The sequence below is a fragment of the Terribacillus aidingensis genome (assembly GCF_900215625.1).
Lineage (GTDB): Bacteria > Bacillota > Bacilli > Bacillales > Amphibacillaceae > Terribacillus > Terribacillus aidingensis.
In genome coordinates this window covers 21,749-39,303 of the sequence record NZ_OBEK01000001.1, presented here as the reverse complement: position 1 = coordinate 39,303, position 17,555 = coordinate 21,749, and the positions used below count along the sequence as shown (strand labels likewise).

The 17,555-nt window shown below is 43.0% G+C and carries 14 protein-coding genes; 13 read left to right on the top strand and 1 reads right to left on the bottom strand.

All coding sequences use genetic code 11. The features are described from left to right. Positions 1-199 precede the first annotated feature (199 nt). The 8 genes from dnaA (at position 200) to CRO17_RS00165 (ending at position 10,316) form a co-directional block, all read left to right on the top strand. Positions 200-1,549 (top strand): chromosomal replication initiator protein DnaA, encoded by a 1,350-nt coding sequence (gene dnaA / locus CRO17_RS00200; RefSeq protein ID WP_097038136.1) that lies wholly within the window; start codon positions 200-202, stop codon positions 1,547-1,549. A gap of 188 nt (positions 1,550-1,737) precedes the next feature. Then, entirely contained in the window at positions 1,738-2,871 is a 1,134-nt protein-coding gene (dnaN, locus tag CRO17_RS00195; protein WP_097038134.1) for a DNA polymerase III subunit beta, read from the top strand. A gap of 156 nt (positions 2,872-3,027) precedes the next feature. Next, positions 3,028-3,249: a S4 domain-containing protein YaaA gene (gene yaaA, locus CRO17_RS00190; RefSeq protein ID WP_077305970.1), complete on the top strand. Its 222-nt coding sequence runs from the start codon at positions 3,028-3,030 to the stop codon at positions 3,247-3,249. 30 nt (positions 3,250-3,279) lie between these two features. Continuing rightward, a complete protein-coding gene (gene recF / locus CRO17_RS00185) occupies positions 3,280-4,404 on the top strand; it encodes a DNA replication/repair protein RecF (protein WP_097038132.1) in 1,125 nt (374 codons plus the stop codon). A 1-nt stretch (position 4,405) separates the two neighbouring features. After that, entirely contained in the window at positions 4,406-4,651 is a 246-nt protein-coding gene (remB, locus tag CRO17_RS00180) for an extracellular matrix regulator RemB (protein ID WP_097038130.1), read from the top strand. A gap of 20 nt (positions 4,652-4,671) precedes the next feature. Further along, positions 4,672-6,600 (top strand): DNA topoisomerase (ATP-hydrolyzing) subunit B, encoded by a 1,929-nt coding sequence (gene gyrB / locus CRO17_RS00175; RefSeq protein ID WP_097038129.1) that lies wholly within the window; start codon positions 4,672-4,674, stop codon positions 6,598-6,600. Positions 6,601-6,643: 43 nt separating this feature from the next. Then, on the top strand, positions 6,644-9,169 hold the full coding sequence (gene gyrA / locus CRO17_RS00170; RefSeq protein ID WP_097038126.1) for a DNA gyrase subunit A: 2,526 nt from the start codon (positions 6,644-6,646) through the stop codon (positions 9,167-9,169). Positions 9,170-9,242: 73 nt separating this feature from the next. Further along, positions 9,243-10,316 (top strand): HD-GYP domain-containing protein, encoded by a 1,074-nt coding sequence (locus tag CRO17_RS00165; protein ID WP_097038125.1) that lies wholly within the window; start codon positions 9,243-9,245, stop codon positions 10,314-10,316. A 9-nt stretch (positions 10,317-10,325) separates the two neighbouring features. Here CRO17_RS00165 and CRO17_RS00160 read toward each other — a convergent pair whose 3' ends face one another. Continuing rightward, the gene (locus tag CRO17_RS00160; RefSeq protein WP_097038123.1) at positions 10,326-11,282 is read right to left on the bottom strand and encodes a YaaC family protein; all 957 of its coding nucleotides are present in this window, start codon (positions 11,280-11,282) and stop codon (positions 10,326-10,328) included. 135 nt (positions 11,283-11,417) lie between these two features. Between CRO17_RS00160 and guaB the strand changes: the two genes are divergently transcribed. From guaB to CRO17_RS00135, 5 genes are all read left to right on the top strand, one after another. Further along, positions 11,418-12,893 carry an IMP dehydrogenase gene (gene guaB, locus CRO17_RS00155; RefSeq protein WP_097038121.1) on the top strand — a complete coding sequence of 492 codons (1,476 nt, stop codon included), beginning with the start codon at positions 11,418-11,420 and terminating at the stop codon, positions 12,891-12,893. A 158-nt stretch (positions 12,894-13,051) separates the two neighbouring features. Further along, on the top strand, positions 13,052-14,044 hold the full coding sequence (locus tag CRO17_RS00150) for a TAXI family TRAP transporter solute-binding subunit (RefSeq protein ID WP_342748937.1): 993 nt from the start codon (positions 13,052-13,054) through the stop codon (positions 14,042-14,044). Positions 14,045-14,114: 70 nt separating this feature from the next. Then, the gene (locus CRO17_RS00145; RefSeq protein ID WP_097038119.1) at positions 14,115-14,639 is read left to right on the top strand and encodes a DUF1850 domain-containing protein; all 525 of its coding nucleotides are present in this window, start codon (positions 14,115-14,117) and stop codon (positions 14,637-14,639) included. After that, entirely contained in the window at positions 14,632-16,740 is a 2,109-nt protein-coding gene (locus tag CRO17_RS00140) for a TRAP transporter permease (protein WP_097038117.1), read from the top strand. The genes CRO17_RS00145 and CRO17_RS00140 overlap by 8 nt, the downstream gene beginning before the upstream one ends. A 67-nt stretch (positions 16,741-16,807) precedes the next feature. Then, the gene (locus CRO17_RS00135) at positions 16,808-17,488 is read left to right on the top strand and encodes a uracil-DNA glycosylase (RefSeq protein WP_097038115.1); all 681 of its coding nucleotides are present in this window, start codon (positions 16,808-16,810) and stop codon (positions 17,486-17,488) included. Positions 17,489-17,555: the final 67 nt, after the last annotated feature.

Genomic DNA, 17,555 nt, shown 5'->3' with positions numbered 1-17,555 from the left:
GTGGACAACTGGAGAAACCTCTCTGATTCCACAATTTACGCGGTTTTTTTTATCCACATTACTATAATTGAGTTGCACGGCCTTTTTGGCATGTCCGTATTTTTCTTATGCCTAAAAAAAGGTCTTTTAATACCTACTATGATGCAGTTCCTAGTTAAAGTGACTGCTTCTTTCATTTTTTCAGAAAGGGGGATGCCTGTTGGAGAATATTCAGGATTTATGGAAAAAAACGTTACAAGCAATTGAACAGAAAATCAGTAAGCCAAGCTTTGATACGTGGCTGAAAAATACGAACGCATACGCACTCGAAGAGGATACCCTAATTATTGAAGCTCCCAATGAGTTTGCCAGAGACTGGCTGGAAAGCAGCTACTCTTCCTTGATTGGAGACACCCTTTTTGAAGTGACCGGTAATCGCCTGCAGACAAAGTTCATCATTCCGGAATTTCAGCAGGAAGAAGAAGCTGCCAGACCAGCTGTGCCTGCAAAAACAGCAGCGAAAGATACTGCATCGGAATCACCAAAAACGATGCTGAATAGCAAATATACATTTGATACATTCGTTATCGGATCCGGCAATCGCTTCGCACATGCTGCATCACTGGCTGTTGCAGAAGCACCCGCTAAAGCTTATAATCCGCTTTTCATCTATGGAGGTGTCGGGCTCGGCAAGACGCATTTAATGCATGGAATCGGACACTATGTACTTGATCATAATCCAGGTGCAAAAGTGGTGTACTTATCTTCCGAAAAATTTACAAATGAATTCATTAACGCTATCCGAGATAACAAAACAGCAGAATTCCGGGCAAAGTACCGAAATATTGATGTCTTGCTTATAGATGATATTCAGTTTTTGGCTGGAAAAGAACAAACACAAGAAGAATTTTTCCACACATTTAATGCGCTGCATGAAGAAAATAAGCAAATTATTATTTCCAGTGACCGGCCGCCAAAAGAAATTCCAACATTAGAGGATCGTCTTCGCTCCCGGTTTGAATGGGGATTAATTACTGATATCACACCACCGGATCTGGAGACGAGAATTGCCATCTTACGCAAAAAGGCCAAAGCAGAAGGTTTAGATATTCCAAATGAAGTTATGCTGTACATTGCCAATCAAATAGATACAAATATCCGAGAGCTGGAAGGTGCACTTATACGCGTTGTTGCTTATTCCTCTCTTATAAACTCGGATATTGATGCTTCTTTAGCAGCGGACGCACTTAAAAATATCATTCCTAGCTCGAAGCCGAAAGTCATTACGATTCACGCGATTCAAGAGCTGGTCGGTGAGCGCTTTAACGTACGCTTAGAAGAATTTAGTGCAAAAAAACGTACGAAGGCCATTGCTTTTCCTCGTCAAATTGCAATGTTTCTTTCTCGTGAACTAACCGATTTCTCTTTACCTAAAATAGGTGAAGAATTCGGCGGAAGGGACCATACCACTGTCATTCATGCGCACGAGAAAATATCTAAGCTATTAAGTGAGGATCAGGAATTCCAGCGTGAAATTGATGAGATAAAAGAAAGACTAAAATCTTTCTGACGAGAAGGCCCTGTTGATAAACGTGCATAAACTCTTTTTTTATTCACATATTATCCACAGGGTGTTTTTGTTGTCATAACTGGGTTTTTTGGTGGTTATCCACATAATCACAGCCCCTATTACTACTACTGTATTTTTATAAATAATAATTAATATAAGAACACCCCTTTAGGAGGCACGCAATTATCATGAAATTTGTCATACAACGTGATCGACTATTAGCTAGTATTCAAGACGTGATGAAAGCAATCTCATCCAGAACAGCTATTCCAATTCTTACAGGAATGAAGATTGAAGCAAAAGAAGACGGCATTACGCTAACAGGCAGTGATTCCGATATCTCAATCGAATCCTTTATCCCTAAAGAAGAAGATGGAATTGTGTATGTAGAACAAATAGAACCAGGAAGCATTGTCTTGCAAGCTAAGTATTTCCCAGAAATCGTACGAAAAGTACCGATGAATGCGGTAGAAATTGAATCTGATGGACAATTAAATGTTACGATTCGTTCAGGAAGTGCAGAATTTAAATTAAATGGGCAAGATGCTGATGAATATCCACAGCTGCCGAAGCTTCATAGTGAAGACAGCTTTGAACTTCCTGCGGATTTATTCAAGAATGTAATAAAAGAAACAGTATTTGCTGTATCTACACAGGAAACACGCCCTTTATTGACTGGCGTAAATGTTCGTGTACAAGATGATCAATTGCATTTTGTTGCGACAGATAGTCACAGGCTAGCATCTCGACAAATTCCGATTTCAGCAGCATTTGATTTCCAAAATGTTGTCATTCCAGGTAAAAGTTTGACAGAACTGAATAAAATTCTTGATGAAAATCAGGACCCTGTAGAAATTCGAATTACAAATAACCAAATTCTTTTCCGCACAAAACATTTATATTTCCTTTCTCGTTTGCTGGAAGGTAATTACCCGGACACGTCTCGTCTGATCCCAAATGAAAGCAAGACTGTCCTTCAAATTGATACAAAAGAATTGCTCCGTTCTATCGATCGTGCATCTTTGCTAGCAAAAGAGAATAGAAATAACGTTGTGAAACTTGTTACGCAAGAATCCGGAAAATTAGAAATCAGCAGTAACTCACCAGAAGTTGGTCGAGTGGTAGAAGAAATGTCTGTTGAAGAAATTTCCGGTGAAGAACTGCGCATTAGTTTTAGTGCCAAGTATATGATGGATGCGCTGAAGGTTATTGAAAGTGAGCAAGTGAAAATTGAATTCACAGGAGCAATGCGTCCATTCCTCATTCGTCCAACTGATGATGAAGATTTGCTGCAGCTGATTACACCAGTTCGTACGTACTGAGTTATGCACATGTGGATAAAGGCACTGCCAATCGGCGGTGTCTTTTTTTTGTGCATAACATGTTGTCTGTTCAATTGGGCATAATGAAAATAACTTTCAATGTTGTGGATACTTTAGTAAAATAATAAGAAGGCACTAAAAGTAAGGAGAGCGGAAATGAACGAAGAAATTCAGATTAATACCGAATATATTCAGCTGGGTAAATTCCTGAAGCTGGTGAATGCTGTGGAAAGCGGCGGAATGGTTAAGTTGTATCTGGCTGACTATCCGGTGCTAGTGAATGGAGAAGAAGAAAACAGACGCGGCAGGAAGCTGTATCCGGAGGATCGTGTCGAGCTGCCAGCGACATCCGATGTATTTATTGTCAAAAAGGCATAGCAGCTTGCCGGATACAGAAAGGACCTGAGCATGCATATTCAAGAGCTAACGCTTACGCATTATCGGAATTACGATAAGCTGCAGCTTCAATTCGACGATAAAGTAAATGTAATCATCGGTGAGAATGCACAAGGCAAGACGAACTTGATGGAGGCCATCTATGTTCTCGCTTTTTCTAAATCCCACCGGACTCCGAAAGATAAAGAACTTATCCAATGGGACCAAGAATATGCTAAAATAGAAGGGAACATCTCAAAGCGAAAACAGCGGTTTCCTCTGGAAATTGTATTATCGTCCAAAGGCAAAAAAGCAAAACTGAATCATCTGGAACAAAAACGCCTAAGTGATTATATCGGGGCGCTTAATGTAGTCATGTTCGCTCCTGAGGATCTGAACTTGGTGAAAGGCAGTCCGCAAATTCGCAGGCGTTTTATTGATATGGAGATCGGACAGATTCAGCCTGTTTACATTTATCACCTTGGACAATATCAAAAAATATTAAAGCAGCGAAACCATCTGCTGAAGCTGCTTCAGCGGCGTCAAGCTGATCCGACGATGCTTGATGTGCTCACAGAGCAGCTGATCGAGCACGCTGCTATTATTTTAGAAAAACGTTTCTTGTTCCTTGGACTGCTGCGGAAATGGGCCCAGCCCATTCACCAGGGCATTACTACGGGACTGGAGATGCTTGATATAGAATATCTTTCCAATATTGACGTATCAGAAGAATCCGATAAGGAAACGCTGAGAATAGCTTATGAAGAAAAATTCTCTGCACTTAGAACGCGTGAAGTGGAAAGAGGGACAACATTAGCAGGCCCCCATCGTGATGACCTGTCTTTTTACGTGAACGGGAAAGACGTACAAGCCTTCGGTTCACAAGGGCAGCAGCGCACAACTGCATTATCCCTGAAACTGGCTGAAATTGAGCTGATTCATAAAGAAGTGGGAGATTATCCGATTCTATTGCTGGATGATGTATTGAGTGAATTGGACGACAGCCGACAATCCCATTTACTTGGAACGATACAAGGAAAAGTACAGACTTTTGTATCAACGACAAATGTGTCCGGCATTCAGCATGACACATTAAGGCAGGCCGAACTGTTTAACATCCAAGCAGGCAAGCTTGTTCGTGAGTCAGGAGGGGCTTGATATGTTTCTGTCAATTGGTTGGGATAATGTCGTCAGGGCGAGAGATGTTGTGGCTATATTGGAATACGACCAAGCGGCCAAAACAGTTGACCCCGAGAGGGCAGAAAATGACGAAGCGGATGATACAGCAGCCAAATCTATCATTGTCACCATAGATGGGATCTATTCGAGTCCCTTATCTGTGCAAACACTGAAAAGACGGGCTGCTGTCTCGATTCCGAGAATGATAGAAGAAGATAACCTTTAAAGAAACGCAGGTGAAAGCATATGGCAATGGAAGATAAGATGCCGGAAGAACAGTTATATGATGCAGATCAGATACAAGTACTGGAAGGCTTAGAGGCTGTAAGAAAACGTCCGGGAATGTACATTGGTTCGACAAGTGAGCGCGGGCTGCACCACTTAGTGTGGGAAATCGTTGATAACAGTATCGATGAAGCACTTGCCGGCTATTGTGACCATATCAAAGTAACAATTGAGAAGGATAACAGCATTACGGTAGAGGATAACGGCCGAGGAATTCCTGTCGGCACACATGAAAAAACTGGCCGGCCTGCAGTTGAGGTCATTATGACGGTCCTTCACGCCGGAGGTAAATTTGGCGGAGGCGGTTATAAAGTATCCGGCGGTCTGCACGGTGTAGGTGCATCCGTTGTAAATGCTTTATCGACAGAATTGAATGTTACCGTGCACCGTGATGGCAAAATCCATGAGCAAACTTTTGAACGAGGTATCCCAAAAGCTGATTTAAGAGTCACTGGGGAATCTGACAGAACAGGAACTTTCACGCATTTTAAGCCGGATCCAGAGATCTTCACGGAAACAACAGAGTATAACAAAGAGACGCTGCTTGTCCGTATTCGTGAGCTTGCGTTTTTAAATAAAGGACTGGCTATCAGTCTGGAAGACAAGCGCGAAGAAGAACCTGAGGTTGTTACCTTCCACTATGAAGGCGGTATTCGTTCTTATGTGGAGCATTTGAATCGATCCAAGGAAGTATTACACGAACCGTTTTATGCAGAAAATACGGATTCTGATATCACAGTGGAGATTGCCCTGCAATACAACGACGGCTACACAAGCAGTATCTACTCTTTTGCGAATAATATCCATACGTATGAAGGCGGAACACATGAAGCTGGATTTAAATCTGGATTGACACGCGTTATAAATGACTATGCGCGGAAAAACAACATGTTCAAAGAAAATGACCCTAATTTGTCTGGTGATGATGTACGGGAAGGCTTAACTGCCATTATATCTATCAAACATCCCGATCCGCAGTTTGAAGGCCAAACAAAGACGAAGCTTGGTAACAGTGAAGCACGCCAAGTAACTGATGCGGCGTTCACAGAGTTATTCTCCAAGTTCATGTTCGAAAATCCAGATACAGCCAGAATTGTAGTTGAAAAAGGATTAATGGCATCTCGCGCTCGTATAGCGGCAAAACGAGCACGCGAACTCACACGGCGTAAAGGTGCTTTGGAAGTAAGCAGCTTGCCAGGTAAACTTGCAGATTGTTCTTCCAAAGATGCTTCTATCAGTGAATTGTACGTAGTAGAGGGAGACTCTGCCGGCGGTTCAGCGAAGCAGGGACGTGATCGTCACTTCCAAGCGATTCTGCCATTGCGAGGTAAAATTATCAACGTTGAGAAAGCTCGACTAGATAAGATTCTTGCCAATAATGAGATTCGCGCAATGATTACTGCTTTAGGAACAGGTATCGGGGAAGACTTCGATATTTCAAAAGCACGATATCATAAATTGGTTATCATGACGGATGCTGATGTCGACGGCGCACATATCCGGACGTTGCTTTTGACATTCTTCTACCGCTACATGCGCCCGCTGATAGAAAATGGTTATGTATATATCGCCCAGCCGCCGCTTTACAAAGTACAGCAAGGGAAAGCGGCATACTATGCGTACAATGACCGTGAAATGGATCGGATTATGAGTGAACTCCCGAAAGTACCGAAGCCTGGTGTGCAGCGTTATAAAGGACTAGGAGAAATGAACGCAACACAGTTATGGGATACCACAATGGATCCAGATCACCGCACATTGCTGCAAGTCAGCTTAGCGGATGCGATTGATGCCGATCAGATCTTCGATATACTGATGGGTGACAAAGTTGAACCAAGAAGGAATTTCATTCAAGACAATGCAGAAAATGTGCAGAATTTAGATATTTAACCAATAGAGTATTGGTACTGGCAATTGACAGGAGGTTTTTCGCATGGCGGATGAATTACGTCCAAGTGTGCAAGAAAGAGATATTGGTCAAGAAATGCGTACATCATTCCTTGACTATGCAATGAGCGTTATCGTAGCACGTGCATTGCCCGATGCTAGAGATGGCTTGAAGCCTGTACACCGCAGAATTCTTTATGCAATGCACGATTTGGGTATGCATGCTGATAAAGCATATAAAAAATCAGCTCGTATTGTCGGGGAAGTAATCGGTAAGTACCACCCGCATGGTGACTCGGCAGTATATGAAGCGATGGTGCGTATGGCGCAGGATTTCAGTTATCGCTACATGCTCGTTGACGGACACGGCAACTTCGGTTCTGTGGACGGCGACTCAGCAGCAGCAATGCGGTATACGGAAGCACGTATGTCTAAGATATCAATGGAGCTATTGCGTGATATCAACAAAGATACAATTGACTATGGCGATAACTACGATGGTTCCGAAAGACAGCCACTTGTATTGCCAGCCCGCTTCCCGAACCTGCTTGTAAACGGTGCGTCTGGTATTGCGGTCGGAATGGCTACGAATATACCGCCGCATAACCTAAATGAAACGATTAATGGTGTCCTGGCTCTTAGTAAGAACCCAGATATCACCGTTGAAGAACTGATGGATGAACATATATTTGGCCCTGATTTTCCTACTGGAGCTCAAATATTAGGCAGAAGCGGCATTCGGAAGGCTTATGAAACAGGACGCGGTTCAATCACTGTTCGTGCTAATACAGAGATTATTGAACACGACAATGGTAAATCCACTATCCTTGTTTCAGAACTTCCTTACCAAGTGAACAAAGCTCGTCTGGTGGAGAAAATTGCAGAGCTAGTGCGTGATAAGCGAATTGAAGGTATCACAGATTTGCGCGATGAATCTGACCGGAACGGGATGCGCGTTGTTATTGAAATCCGCCGTGATGCAAATCCAAACGTAATTTTGAATAATTTGTATAAGCATACAGCTTTGCAGACGTCATTCGGAATTAACATTTTGGCGCTTGTAGACGAGAAGCCGCAGATCCTGAACTTGAAGCAAGTGCTTAAACATTACCTGGATCACCAGCAAATTGTTATCCGCCGCAGAACAGAGTTCGAATTGCGTAAAGCGGAAGCAAGAGCTCACATCTTGGAAGGTTTACGTATTGCACTCGACAATTTGGATGAAATCATTCGTTTGATTCGCGGATCCCAAACAACAGATATTGCTCGTGAAGCGTTAATGACTAACTTTGAGCTATCTGACAAACAAGCACAGGCAATCTTGGATATGCGTTTGCAGCGTTTGACAGGTTTGGAACGTGACAAAATTGAAGAGGAATATCAGGAACTTGTAAAACTTATCGCAGAGCTGAAAGCAATCCTTGCTGATGATGAGAAAGTATTGGAAATCATCCGGGAAGAATTGATTGAAATTAAGGAACGCTTTGGTGATGAGCGCCGTACGGAGATTGTAATCGGCGGAACAGACTTTATTGAGGATGAAGCACTGATCCCAGAAGAGAATGTGGTCATCACCTTAACACACCAAGGGTATGTCAAACGCCTGCCTTCTTCCACATATCGCAGCCAAGGACGCGGCGGCAGAGGTATTCAAGGTATGGGAACGAATGAAGATGACTTTGTTGAACATCTCATCTCTACTAGTACGCATGATACGATTCTATTCTTCTCTAATAAAGGGAAAGTATATCGTGCAAAAGGCTATGAAGTACCAGAGTTCAGCCGGACAGCGAAAGGTATACCGATTATCAACATGCTGGAGATTGAAAAAGGCGAATGGATTAATGCTTTGATACCTGTTAAGGACTTTGTTGATGACTGGTATTTGATTTTTACAACAAAACAAGGCATATCCAAACGGACAACCCTTTCTCAATTTGCCAATATCCGCCGAGGCGGTTTGATTGCATTGAATCTGCGTGAAGATGATGAATTGATTTCTGTTCGTATGACTGATGGTAACAAGCACATCATGATTGGTACGAAAAATGGTTATTTGATTCGCTTCCCTGAAGAACAGATTCGTCCGATGGGCCGGACTGCTGCGGGAGTAAAAGGAATCAGCTTACGCGGGGAAGACGATTCGGTAGTATCAATGGATATTATTGATGAAGGCGTCGATATCCTGAACGTTACAGAAAAAGGATTCGGAAAGCGCACGCCAGAATCAGAATATCGTATTACAAATCGCGGCGGTAAAGGTATTCTAACCTCTAAGATTACGGATAAAACAGGTCAGATGGTTGCTGTCAAACCAGTAAGTGGTGATGAAGATATTATGATTATTACCGTTTCTGGCGTCTTAATCCGTATGCCTGTTGCCAGTATCTCCGTCACTGGCCGGAATACACAGGGCGTCATTCTAATTCGTATTCAAGAAAATGAAGCAGTTGCTACTGTTGCTCGGATTGATAAAGAGCAAGAAGAGGAAATAGAGGGTGTTTCGGAAGAATTGCTGGATGTACCAGTACAGTCTGAAGCAGACAACTCTGAGGATTCCGAAGAAGTATGATTGAAAGCATTCCCGCTCCCATAGTGGGAATGCTTTTTTTACATAATGTAGTGGAAGAAAGGGTGCGTAGGATATGATCGTCTCAGCTAATCAACTTGTAGCTGGCTGTATTGTAACTGCAGACGTGATGGGAAAGAGTGGTTTACCGCTTGTAAAGAGTAAAACAATACTGACAGAGTCGGATATCTTTTATCTGCAAAAATTACTTGTGAAGGAAGTACCAATAGCCAGTCACTTAGAAGACGGTACCAGCTTTGTTCCAAGTAAGGAATTTGTAAAGCCAAAGATGCTGAAAAAGGAACAGAATTTTCTAGATGCCTTGGAAGCAGCAGCAGATGCATATCAAAAACAGTTTGCTTCTTGGCAGCACGGAGCTGCAGTGGATGCGTCTAGTTTGCGGCAAATGCTGTTACCGGTAATGGAAAAGGCAGCAAGCTGGGAAGGAAATATTTTCAATTTGCCATCTTATCGGACGCAGACAGACTATGTATCTCATCATGCAATTGGAATTGCGCTGCTTGCAGCAGCTGTGCTGCAGAAAGCAGGTTACACAGAGGCGGATGTGAACCAAACAGCTTTAGCTGCTTTGTTGGCTGATTGCGGGATGGCGAAGCTCAAGCAGCCATATTTTCTGCAAAAGCGGAGATTACATGCACATGAACGAGAGGATATAGAGAAACACCCTACACTGTCTTACCGAATGATAGAGCAAGTTTCTCATCTTTCCACAAAAGCAAAACTTGCAATTCTGCAGCATCACGAACGAGCAGATGGAACAGGATATCCGCTCCGGCTGAGTAAAGATAAAATCCATCCTTTCGCAAGTCTTGTTTCCATTTGCGATACCTATCATGCACTCATATCCGAACGGGCTCATCAGCGGGCTGTATCTCCTTACAGAGCAGTTGAAATCATACTGGACGAGCAATTTGAACGATTTGATCCTTCCATGGTGCAGTCTTTTATTCAAGCTTTTCTTGATGCACAGCAGAAGACGACGGTTCGTTTATCTTCCGGGCAGCTAGCTGAAATTGTTTTTACGGATAGCAGTAATCCGACCAAACCAATGGTCCGTGAGCTGGAATCTGGAGAAGTGAAAGCGATGAATGAATATCCGGACTTACACATTGAAGAAGTCATCAAATGAAGCACGCATTTAGCGTGCTTTTTTTGTATCTATAAAGCGCTGCTGCATAAAAGATCCGATTAGCAGCGGAATTTTCTCACAAGTGGTTTCTAGAAAACGGACAATTAGCGGATATTCGTGCGGTTTACTCACATGCAGAAAATCTGTCCACCATTCAGTTTCATAACGGCAAATCATGCTCAGATTATACAGCAGTACATAATGGGCCATGCACTCATGGATAGCCGTTAAGCTTCGCTGTTTGAGAAAGTGGTATTGCTGATCTGTTGTACTGTAAAAAAGCGGACCAGCTGCTTGCCAAATTATATCTGGAGTCTGGATAGCCAGCTGGTCGTCACTAGTCAATTGCAACGAGAAAGCATGCAGAAGTTCACGGAAACGGCGCTGTGTATATTGAAAGTGATCAGGCAAGGATGAAGGCAGATGAATGGTATTTTGCTGCTGTTCTGCCGGTACCATATGCTGTTTCTCTTCTTGCATCAGTAAGAGATCTTGTAACTCTGGAATTAAACCAAGCATATCGCCCATAGATAGCTTCTGGATGGAAAGTAAATCTTTCTGACAGACATATCGTGAAAAGTAGGGAAATAAGCCGCGCTTTTGAACAAGAACTTCATCAAGATTGAACTGATAATCCCTTTTTTTACGTTTTCTAGACGACAGCCCATGCGCCAAATCAGCTGTTGATTCTGGATATGCCGGCCTCATCAGCAGCAAACTAGCTTTCATAAAATGTGTCATTCCGTAAAACAATAAGACAGGCTTCATAAAAAGCGGGGCATCTTTACCATAGGAATTATAAGCTTTTCCATGGCTTAAGTAAGCCAGGAAAGCAGCTATGTTCTGATAGCTCCGGCTTTCTGCATCGGGGATAGCGAGTTGCTGATAGTTATTTTGCAGAAGAGAAAGGGCTGCATCTTCTGCTTCCAGGTAGGTTAGAAAGGTGGAGACGTTTTCATCTTTCATACAGAATCCTCCATTAATTTTTCAATGATTATATAGTTGAAAAACCGCGCATCATGGCGTATTGTAAGTAACAATAGGTTTTTATAGAAGTATTTTAACCATATATAGTCATTTCATGATAAAAGGAGGATAAACATGCGGGAAGACAAGTTTACAAAAGAGGGTTTGACCTTTGATGATGTCTTGCTTATGCCAGCAAGATCTGAGGTATTGCCACGTGATGTGAAGTTCCAAACTGCATTAACCAAAAATATTACACTAAACATTCCACTTATCAGTGCTGGAATGGACACTGTAACAGAAGCTAGTATGGCCATTGCAATGGCCAGACAGGGTGGACTAGGCATTATCCATAAGAACATGTCCATTGAAGAGCAAGCAGAACAGGTGGATCGTGTAAAACGTTCTGAGAGCGGCGTTATAACAGACCCATTCTACTTGTGCCCTGAAAACCAAGTGTTCGATGCTGAGCATTTGATGGGTAAATTCCGCATTTCAGGTGTACCAATCGTGAACAACAAAGAAGAGCAGAAGCTGATCGGTATCCTGACAAATCGTGATCTTCGTTTCGTGCAGGATTATTCGATTGCAATCTCCGATGTGATGACAAAAGAAAACTTGGTAACTGCACCAGTCGGCACAACGTTAGATGAAGCAGAGAAAATTCTTCAGAAACATAAAATCGAAAAGCTGCCGCTTGTAGACGATAAAGGCGTGCTTAAAGGCTTGATTACTATTAAAGATATTGAGAAAGTAATTGAGTTTCCGAATTCCGCTAAAGACAAACATGGCCGCTTACTTGTAGGAGCTGCTGTCGGCGTTACTGGTGATGCGATGACACGTATCAGCAAGCTAGTGGAATCTGGTGTGGACGTACTTGTTGTTGATACTGCACATGGTCATTCTAAAGGCGTTTTGGAGCAAGTAAAAGCAATTAAAGAGAAGTTCCCTGAAGTGGACTTGATTGCTGGTAATGTAGCAACAGCTGAAGGTACACGTGCTTTGATCGAAGCTGGCGCTGATGTAGTTAAAGTTGGTATCGGACCTGGTTCTATTTGTACAACACGTGTTGTAGCTGGTGTTGGCGTGCCGCAAATCACAGCAGTCCATGACTGTGCTGTAGAAGCTGACAAGCACGGCGTCTCCATTATTGCAGATGGGGGAATTAAATACTCTGGCGACATTGCCAAAGCATTAGCAGCAGGCGGACATGCCGTTATGCTCGGCAGCATGTTTGCGGGTACAACAGAGAGCCCTGGCGAAACAGAAATTTTCCAAGGCCGTCAATACAAAGTATACCGTGGTATGGGATCTGTTGGAGCGATGAAATCTGGTTCCAAAGACCGTTACTTCCAAGGCGAAACAGAAGAATCGAAGAAATTGGTACCAGAAGGTATCGAAGGACGCGTTGCATTTAAAGGAGCACTTGCAGATACAGTACACCAGCTGCTTGGCGGCTTGCGTGCCAGCATGGGCTACTGCGGTGCTGCTGACCTTGTGTACTTCCGTGAGAATGCACAATTTATTCGTATGACTGGAGCAGGCTTGCGTGAAAGCCATCCGCATGATGTTCAAATCACGAAAGAAGCCCCGAACTATTCCGTAAATTAATAAGAAACTGAAACGACGTCATTATTGGCGTCGTTTCTTTTTTATAGTACATAATCTAACAAATGAACTTACTTTTTTCAATAGAAATAATATTGTAATAATTGAAAGGGTTTGCTACATTTATAAAGAACTGATTTAGAAATAGGGGGTATGAAGAGATGAGAATGAAGAAAAGATCTTTTATCGTAATTAGTATGATAGCGGCAATGACTATTATTTTGGCAGCATGCGGCGGAGGTACAAGTGACAGCTCTTCATCTGAAGGAGGTCCGCAATTCATTGATTTGCTGACAGGCGGCACGGAGGGTACATATTATCCGCTAGGAGGCAGTTTGGCTGAGATTATTAACTCTAATGTAGATGATGTAAAGGCGCGGGCTACATCTACGGGAGCATCAGTTGAAAATATGAATACACTGAGCGAAGGTAACGATGATGTGATTGCCTTTACCCAGACAGATATTGCTGCTTATGCAGCAGAAGGAAAATTGATGTTCGAAGGAGAAACCATAGATAATATCCAAGCGATTGGTTCTCTCTATCCGGAAACAATCCAGATTGTTGCAACGAAGGCTAGCGGCATTGAAACGGTAGAAGATTTAAAAGGTAAGACTGTATCAATTGGGGCGCCAGGTTCCGGTACAAGCGCAAGTGCAGAGGATATTCTAGGTATCTATGATGTGACAGTGGATGATATTGAAGTGCAGAATCTTGACTTTGGTGAGTCTACAGCTGGCATGCAGGATGGAACGATTGATGCTGCCTTCATCACAGCGGGTACACCAACAGGCGCAGTTGAAAGTCTATCTGCAACGACAGATATAACCGTTGTGGGCTTGGATAAGGATAAGGTTGATCAATTGATTGAAGAGAAACCATATTATGCACCCTATACAATCGAAGAAGGTACTTACAGCTTGGAGCAGCCTGTAGAGACAGTTTCTGTTAATGCAATGCTTGCGACAACTGCAGGTATGGATGAAGATCTTGTTTACAATATCACGAAATCTATTTATGAAAATACAGATGAAATTGGTCATCAAAAAGCCGAATTTATTAAACCAGAAAGCGCAGTAGAAGGCGTGAGCATTGATTTCCATCCAGGTGCATTGCGTTACTTTGAAGAAGCGGGAGTAGAAGTGCCGCAATAACGTATACGTATGTGATCGCCGGTATCCCTCGGTTACCGGCGATTTTTTAAGGTTGAAAGGGTGTTCAGAAATGAAGCTGCCTCGCTCTCTAACGAGATACTGGCTGCTGGTGATTCCTGTTGGAGCTGTATTCCTATGGTATTTAGTTTATCCATCTCACCAAATTCTTGCTTTGGAGGACCCTGATAGTGGGGAGCTGCTGTGCTATTTGCCAGTAGCAGATGGTGACCACTTTCAAATCAAATACACGCATTCTATTCACTTATCAGATGTACACGAAGAATATCGTGTGCAAGCGGGACGTTTATATCCTTATCAGCTGGTTTATGAAGACACAGGAGTAGGGATGCCAGCGAATGCGGACGCAGGTCAAACTTTTACGATGGAAGATGGGAAATACATCCTATCCAATCTTCAAGGTTCAACGGACAAGCTTTATCTCACGATTGGAGCTGTAAAAGCCAATCACCAAATTATTTATAATAACATCTCTTATTCGCTGCAAGATAACATCGGTCCAGGCGAGACCATTGCGATTAGAACTCGTAACGTAAATAACTGGAAGCTTAGGAAAGGAGACAGATTACATGAGTAACAAGCTAGCACAAGCAGAAAGAATGACAGAAGAACAACAGCAGCTGCTGATTGAGAAATACGACTCTGAATCGAATTTCCGAAGACTTGCTGGATTCATGAGCATGATCGTTTTTTATGGGTTACTCGCTTTCTCCATTTATCAGCTGTATACATCAACTTACGGAAATATTCCTACCCAGATTCACCGTTCCATTCACTTAGGTTTCGGTCTCGTATTAATATTTCTGCTTTTTCCTGCTTTTAAGAAGAGCAGCCGGACAAAAATAGCTTGGTATGATTACCTGCTGGCTGTTCTTGGATTTATCGTAGGTGCTTATTGGCCGGTGATGTACAATGACATAATTTCACAAGCCGGACAGATTACAACGATGGACTTCGCCGTTGGCACGCTGGCTGTACTTCTTGTACTAGAAGCAACACGCCGGACAGTCGGTCTGCCGATTGTCATCATCGCAGTCGCTTTCTTGGCTTATGCGTATTGGGGACGGCAAATGCCGGGATTCCTGCTGCATCCAGGTGTTGACGTAGATACATTGGTGCAGTCACTATTCTTTACGACACAAGGAATTTTAGGTACTCCAATCGGTGTATCAGCTACATATATCTTTCTGTTTTTGCTATTTGGGGCCTTTCTTGTTAAGACAGGTGTTGGACAGTACTTTAATGATTTGGCGTTGGTCATTGCCGGCAGAAGAATTGGCGGTCCAGCAAAAGTTGCGATCTTCTCAAGTGCTTTGCAAGGAACAGTAAGCGGGAGCTCTGTTGCTAACGTCGTGACATCCGGATCATTCACGATTCCGATGATGAAGCGCCTTGGCTATTCGAAGAACTTTGCAGGAGCTGTGGAAGCATCTTCTTCTACAGGAGGACAAATCATGCCGCCCATCATGGGGGCAGCTGCCTTCTTAATGGTCGAGTTCATTGGGGTAAGCTATTGGACAATTGCAAAAGCAGCGGTCATTCCAGCTATTCTTTATTTCTCGGGTATTTGGATTATGACCCATTTTGAAGCGAAAAAAACGGGGCTGCGCGGGTTAGAAAAAGAGGAGATGCCAAATAAGAAAGAAGTACTGCAAAATCTTTATCTGCTTCTCCCGATTGTCGCCATGGTATTTTATTTGAGTTCTGGGTTAAGTATTATGCGCGCTGCTGTTTATGGCATTATTACATGTATCTTAATTGGTTTACTGCGGAAAGAACGTTATAAGCACCTTTATCCAATTGTGTTTGCGGCGGCATTCGCAGCTTATCTTGTGTACGGTGCAGTGACAAGCGGAATATCGGTTGAAACAGCTTTAATAGTGGCCGCTCTTGTTACGGTTATTGTCAGTTACTTTTTCGATGAAAACTTCATTGATACCATCCAGGCATTAGCAGAAGGTGCAAGAACGGCTCTAAGTGTTATCGCAGCAACAGCAGCAGCCGGAATCATTGTCGCTGTAGTGACAAAGACAGGTCTTGGGCTAAGCTTGGCGAACAGCCTTGTCGACCTGGCCAATGAGAAACTGCTGTTAACTCTGTTCTTTACCATGATTGCATCCTTAATTCTTGGGATGGGAGCCCCAACAACGGCCAATTATATTATTACTTCAACAATTGCAGCACCGGCAATCATTTTGCTAGGTGTGAATGATTTATCGGCTCATATGTTTGTGTTCTATTTCGGTATTATGGCCGATATTACTCCACCTGTAGCGCTGGCAGCATTTGCAGCAGCAGGAATATCTGGAGGAAGGCCGATTGCTACCGGACTGAATTCCGCGAAGTTATCCATTGCTGCCTTTATCATTCCGTACATGTTCGTATTGGAGCCGCGGCTGTTGCTTTATGGTATAGATGGTGACTATCTGCATGTAATCTGGATCTTCCTCACAGCTTTTCTCGGTATGATTAGTATTGGAGCAGGAATTATCGGCTACTGGTACCGTAAGTTATATATCGTGGAGCGATTCGCAGCTGTAATCGGAGGTCTGGTGCTCATTTATCCGAATCTATGGACAGGAATAGCAGGTATTATTACTTTCGCAGCCTTAATTGCTATTCAGTATTTCGTAAAACGTTCCGAATGGAATGTACCTGTAACAAAGCCATCTTCTTAATGGAAGGTGGCTTTTTTTGTCGAGTAATCCGGGTATAGGTTTGGTACAATGTCCGGGAGGTGAAGGTATGGTAAAACAAATGATTGATAATGACTGGCAGGAAATACTGCAGGATGAGTTTGATAAGGAATATTATAAGGAACTGCGGAGCTTTTTAAAAACTGCCTATCAAGAACGGACAATTTATCCAGATAGGCATGATATATACGAGGCTTTGCAGATTACGTCTTTCCAGCAGACAAAGGTTGTCATACTTGGCCAGGATCCATATCACGGTCCAAATCAAGCACATGGACTCAGTTTTTCTGTCCAGCCAGAAGTAAAAGTGCCAAGGTCACTTGTGAATATTTATAAAGAACTAGCTGACGATATTGGATGTTCCATCCCAAAACACGGCTATTTAAAGCACTGGGCTGAGCAAGGGGTGCTTCTCTTAAATACAGCGTTAACAGTAGAAGCGCATCAAGCTGCATCCCATCGCGGCAAAGGCTGGGAACATTTCACCGATCGTGTGATTCGGTCGCTCAATGACAAGCAAAATCCAGTTGTCTTTATCTTGTGGGGAAAACATGCACAGGAAAAACAGAAGCTGATAGACACCGACAAGCATTACACCCTCACATCTGTCCATCCAAGTCCATTGTCAGCAAGACGCGGATTTTTTGGAAGCAAGCCGTTCTCCAAAACGAATGAAATATTGAAAAGCAATGGACTGCAGCCAATTGATTGGTGTGTACCTGACTTGTGAACAAAATGTAGAATCGTCATAAAGTACGTTCCCCTCTAGCTGCCGTCTATGGTAAAATAGCGAGGAT

Bases quoted from the DNA above. Each gene is read 5' to 3' on its own strand.
- dnaN (WP_097038134.1), top strand. From the start codon at position 1,738: ATGAAATTTGTCATACAACGTGATCGACTATTAGCTAGTATTCAAGAC.
- yaaA (WP_077305970.1), top strand. From the start codon at position 3,028: ATGAACGAAGAAATTCAGATTAATACCGAATATATTCAGCTGGGTAAA.
- recF (WP_097038132.1), top strand. From the start codon at position 3,280: ATGCATATTCAAGAGCTAACGCTTACGCATTATCGGAATTACGATAAG.
- remB (WP_097038130.1), top strand. From the start codon at position 4,406: ATGTTTCTGTCAATTGGTTGGGATAATGTCGTCAGGGCGAGAGATGTT.
- gyrB (WP_097038129.1), top strand. From the start codon at position 4,672: ATGGCAATGGAAGATAAGATGCCGGAAGAACAGTTATATGATGCAGAT.
- gyrA (WP_097038126.1), top strand. From the start codon at position 6,644: ATGGCGGATGAATTACGTCCAAGTGTGCAAGAAAGAGATATTGGTCAA.
- CRO17_RS00165 (WP_097038125.1), top strand. From the start codon at position 9,243: ATGATCGTCTCAGCTAATCAACTTGTAGCTGGCTGTATTGTAACTGCA.
- CRO17_RS00160 (WP_097038123.1), bottom strand. From the start codon at position 11,282: ATGAAAGATGAAAACGTCTCCACCTTTCTAACCTACCTGGAAGCAGAA.
- guaB (WP_097038121.1), top strand. From the start codon at position 11,418: ATGCGGGAAGACAAGTTTACAAAAGAGGGTTTGACCTTTGATGATGTC.
- CRO17_RS00150 (WP_342748937.1), top strand. From the start codon at position 13,052: ATGAGAATGAAGAAAAGATCTTTTATCGTAATTAGTATGATAGCGGCA.
- CRO17_RS00145 (WP_097038119.1), top strand. From the start codon at position 14,115: ATGAAGCTGCCTCGCTCTCTAACGAGATACTGGCTGCTGGTGATTCCT.
- CRO17_RS00140 (WP_097038117.1), top strand. From the start codon at position 14,632: ATGAGTAACAAGCTAGCACAAGCAGAAAGAATGACAGAAGAACAACAG.
- CRO17_RS00135 (WP_097038115.1), top strand. From the start codon at position 16,808: ATGGTAAAACAAATGATTGATAATGACTGGCAGGAAATACTGCAGGAT.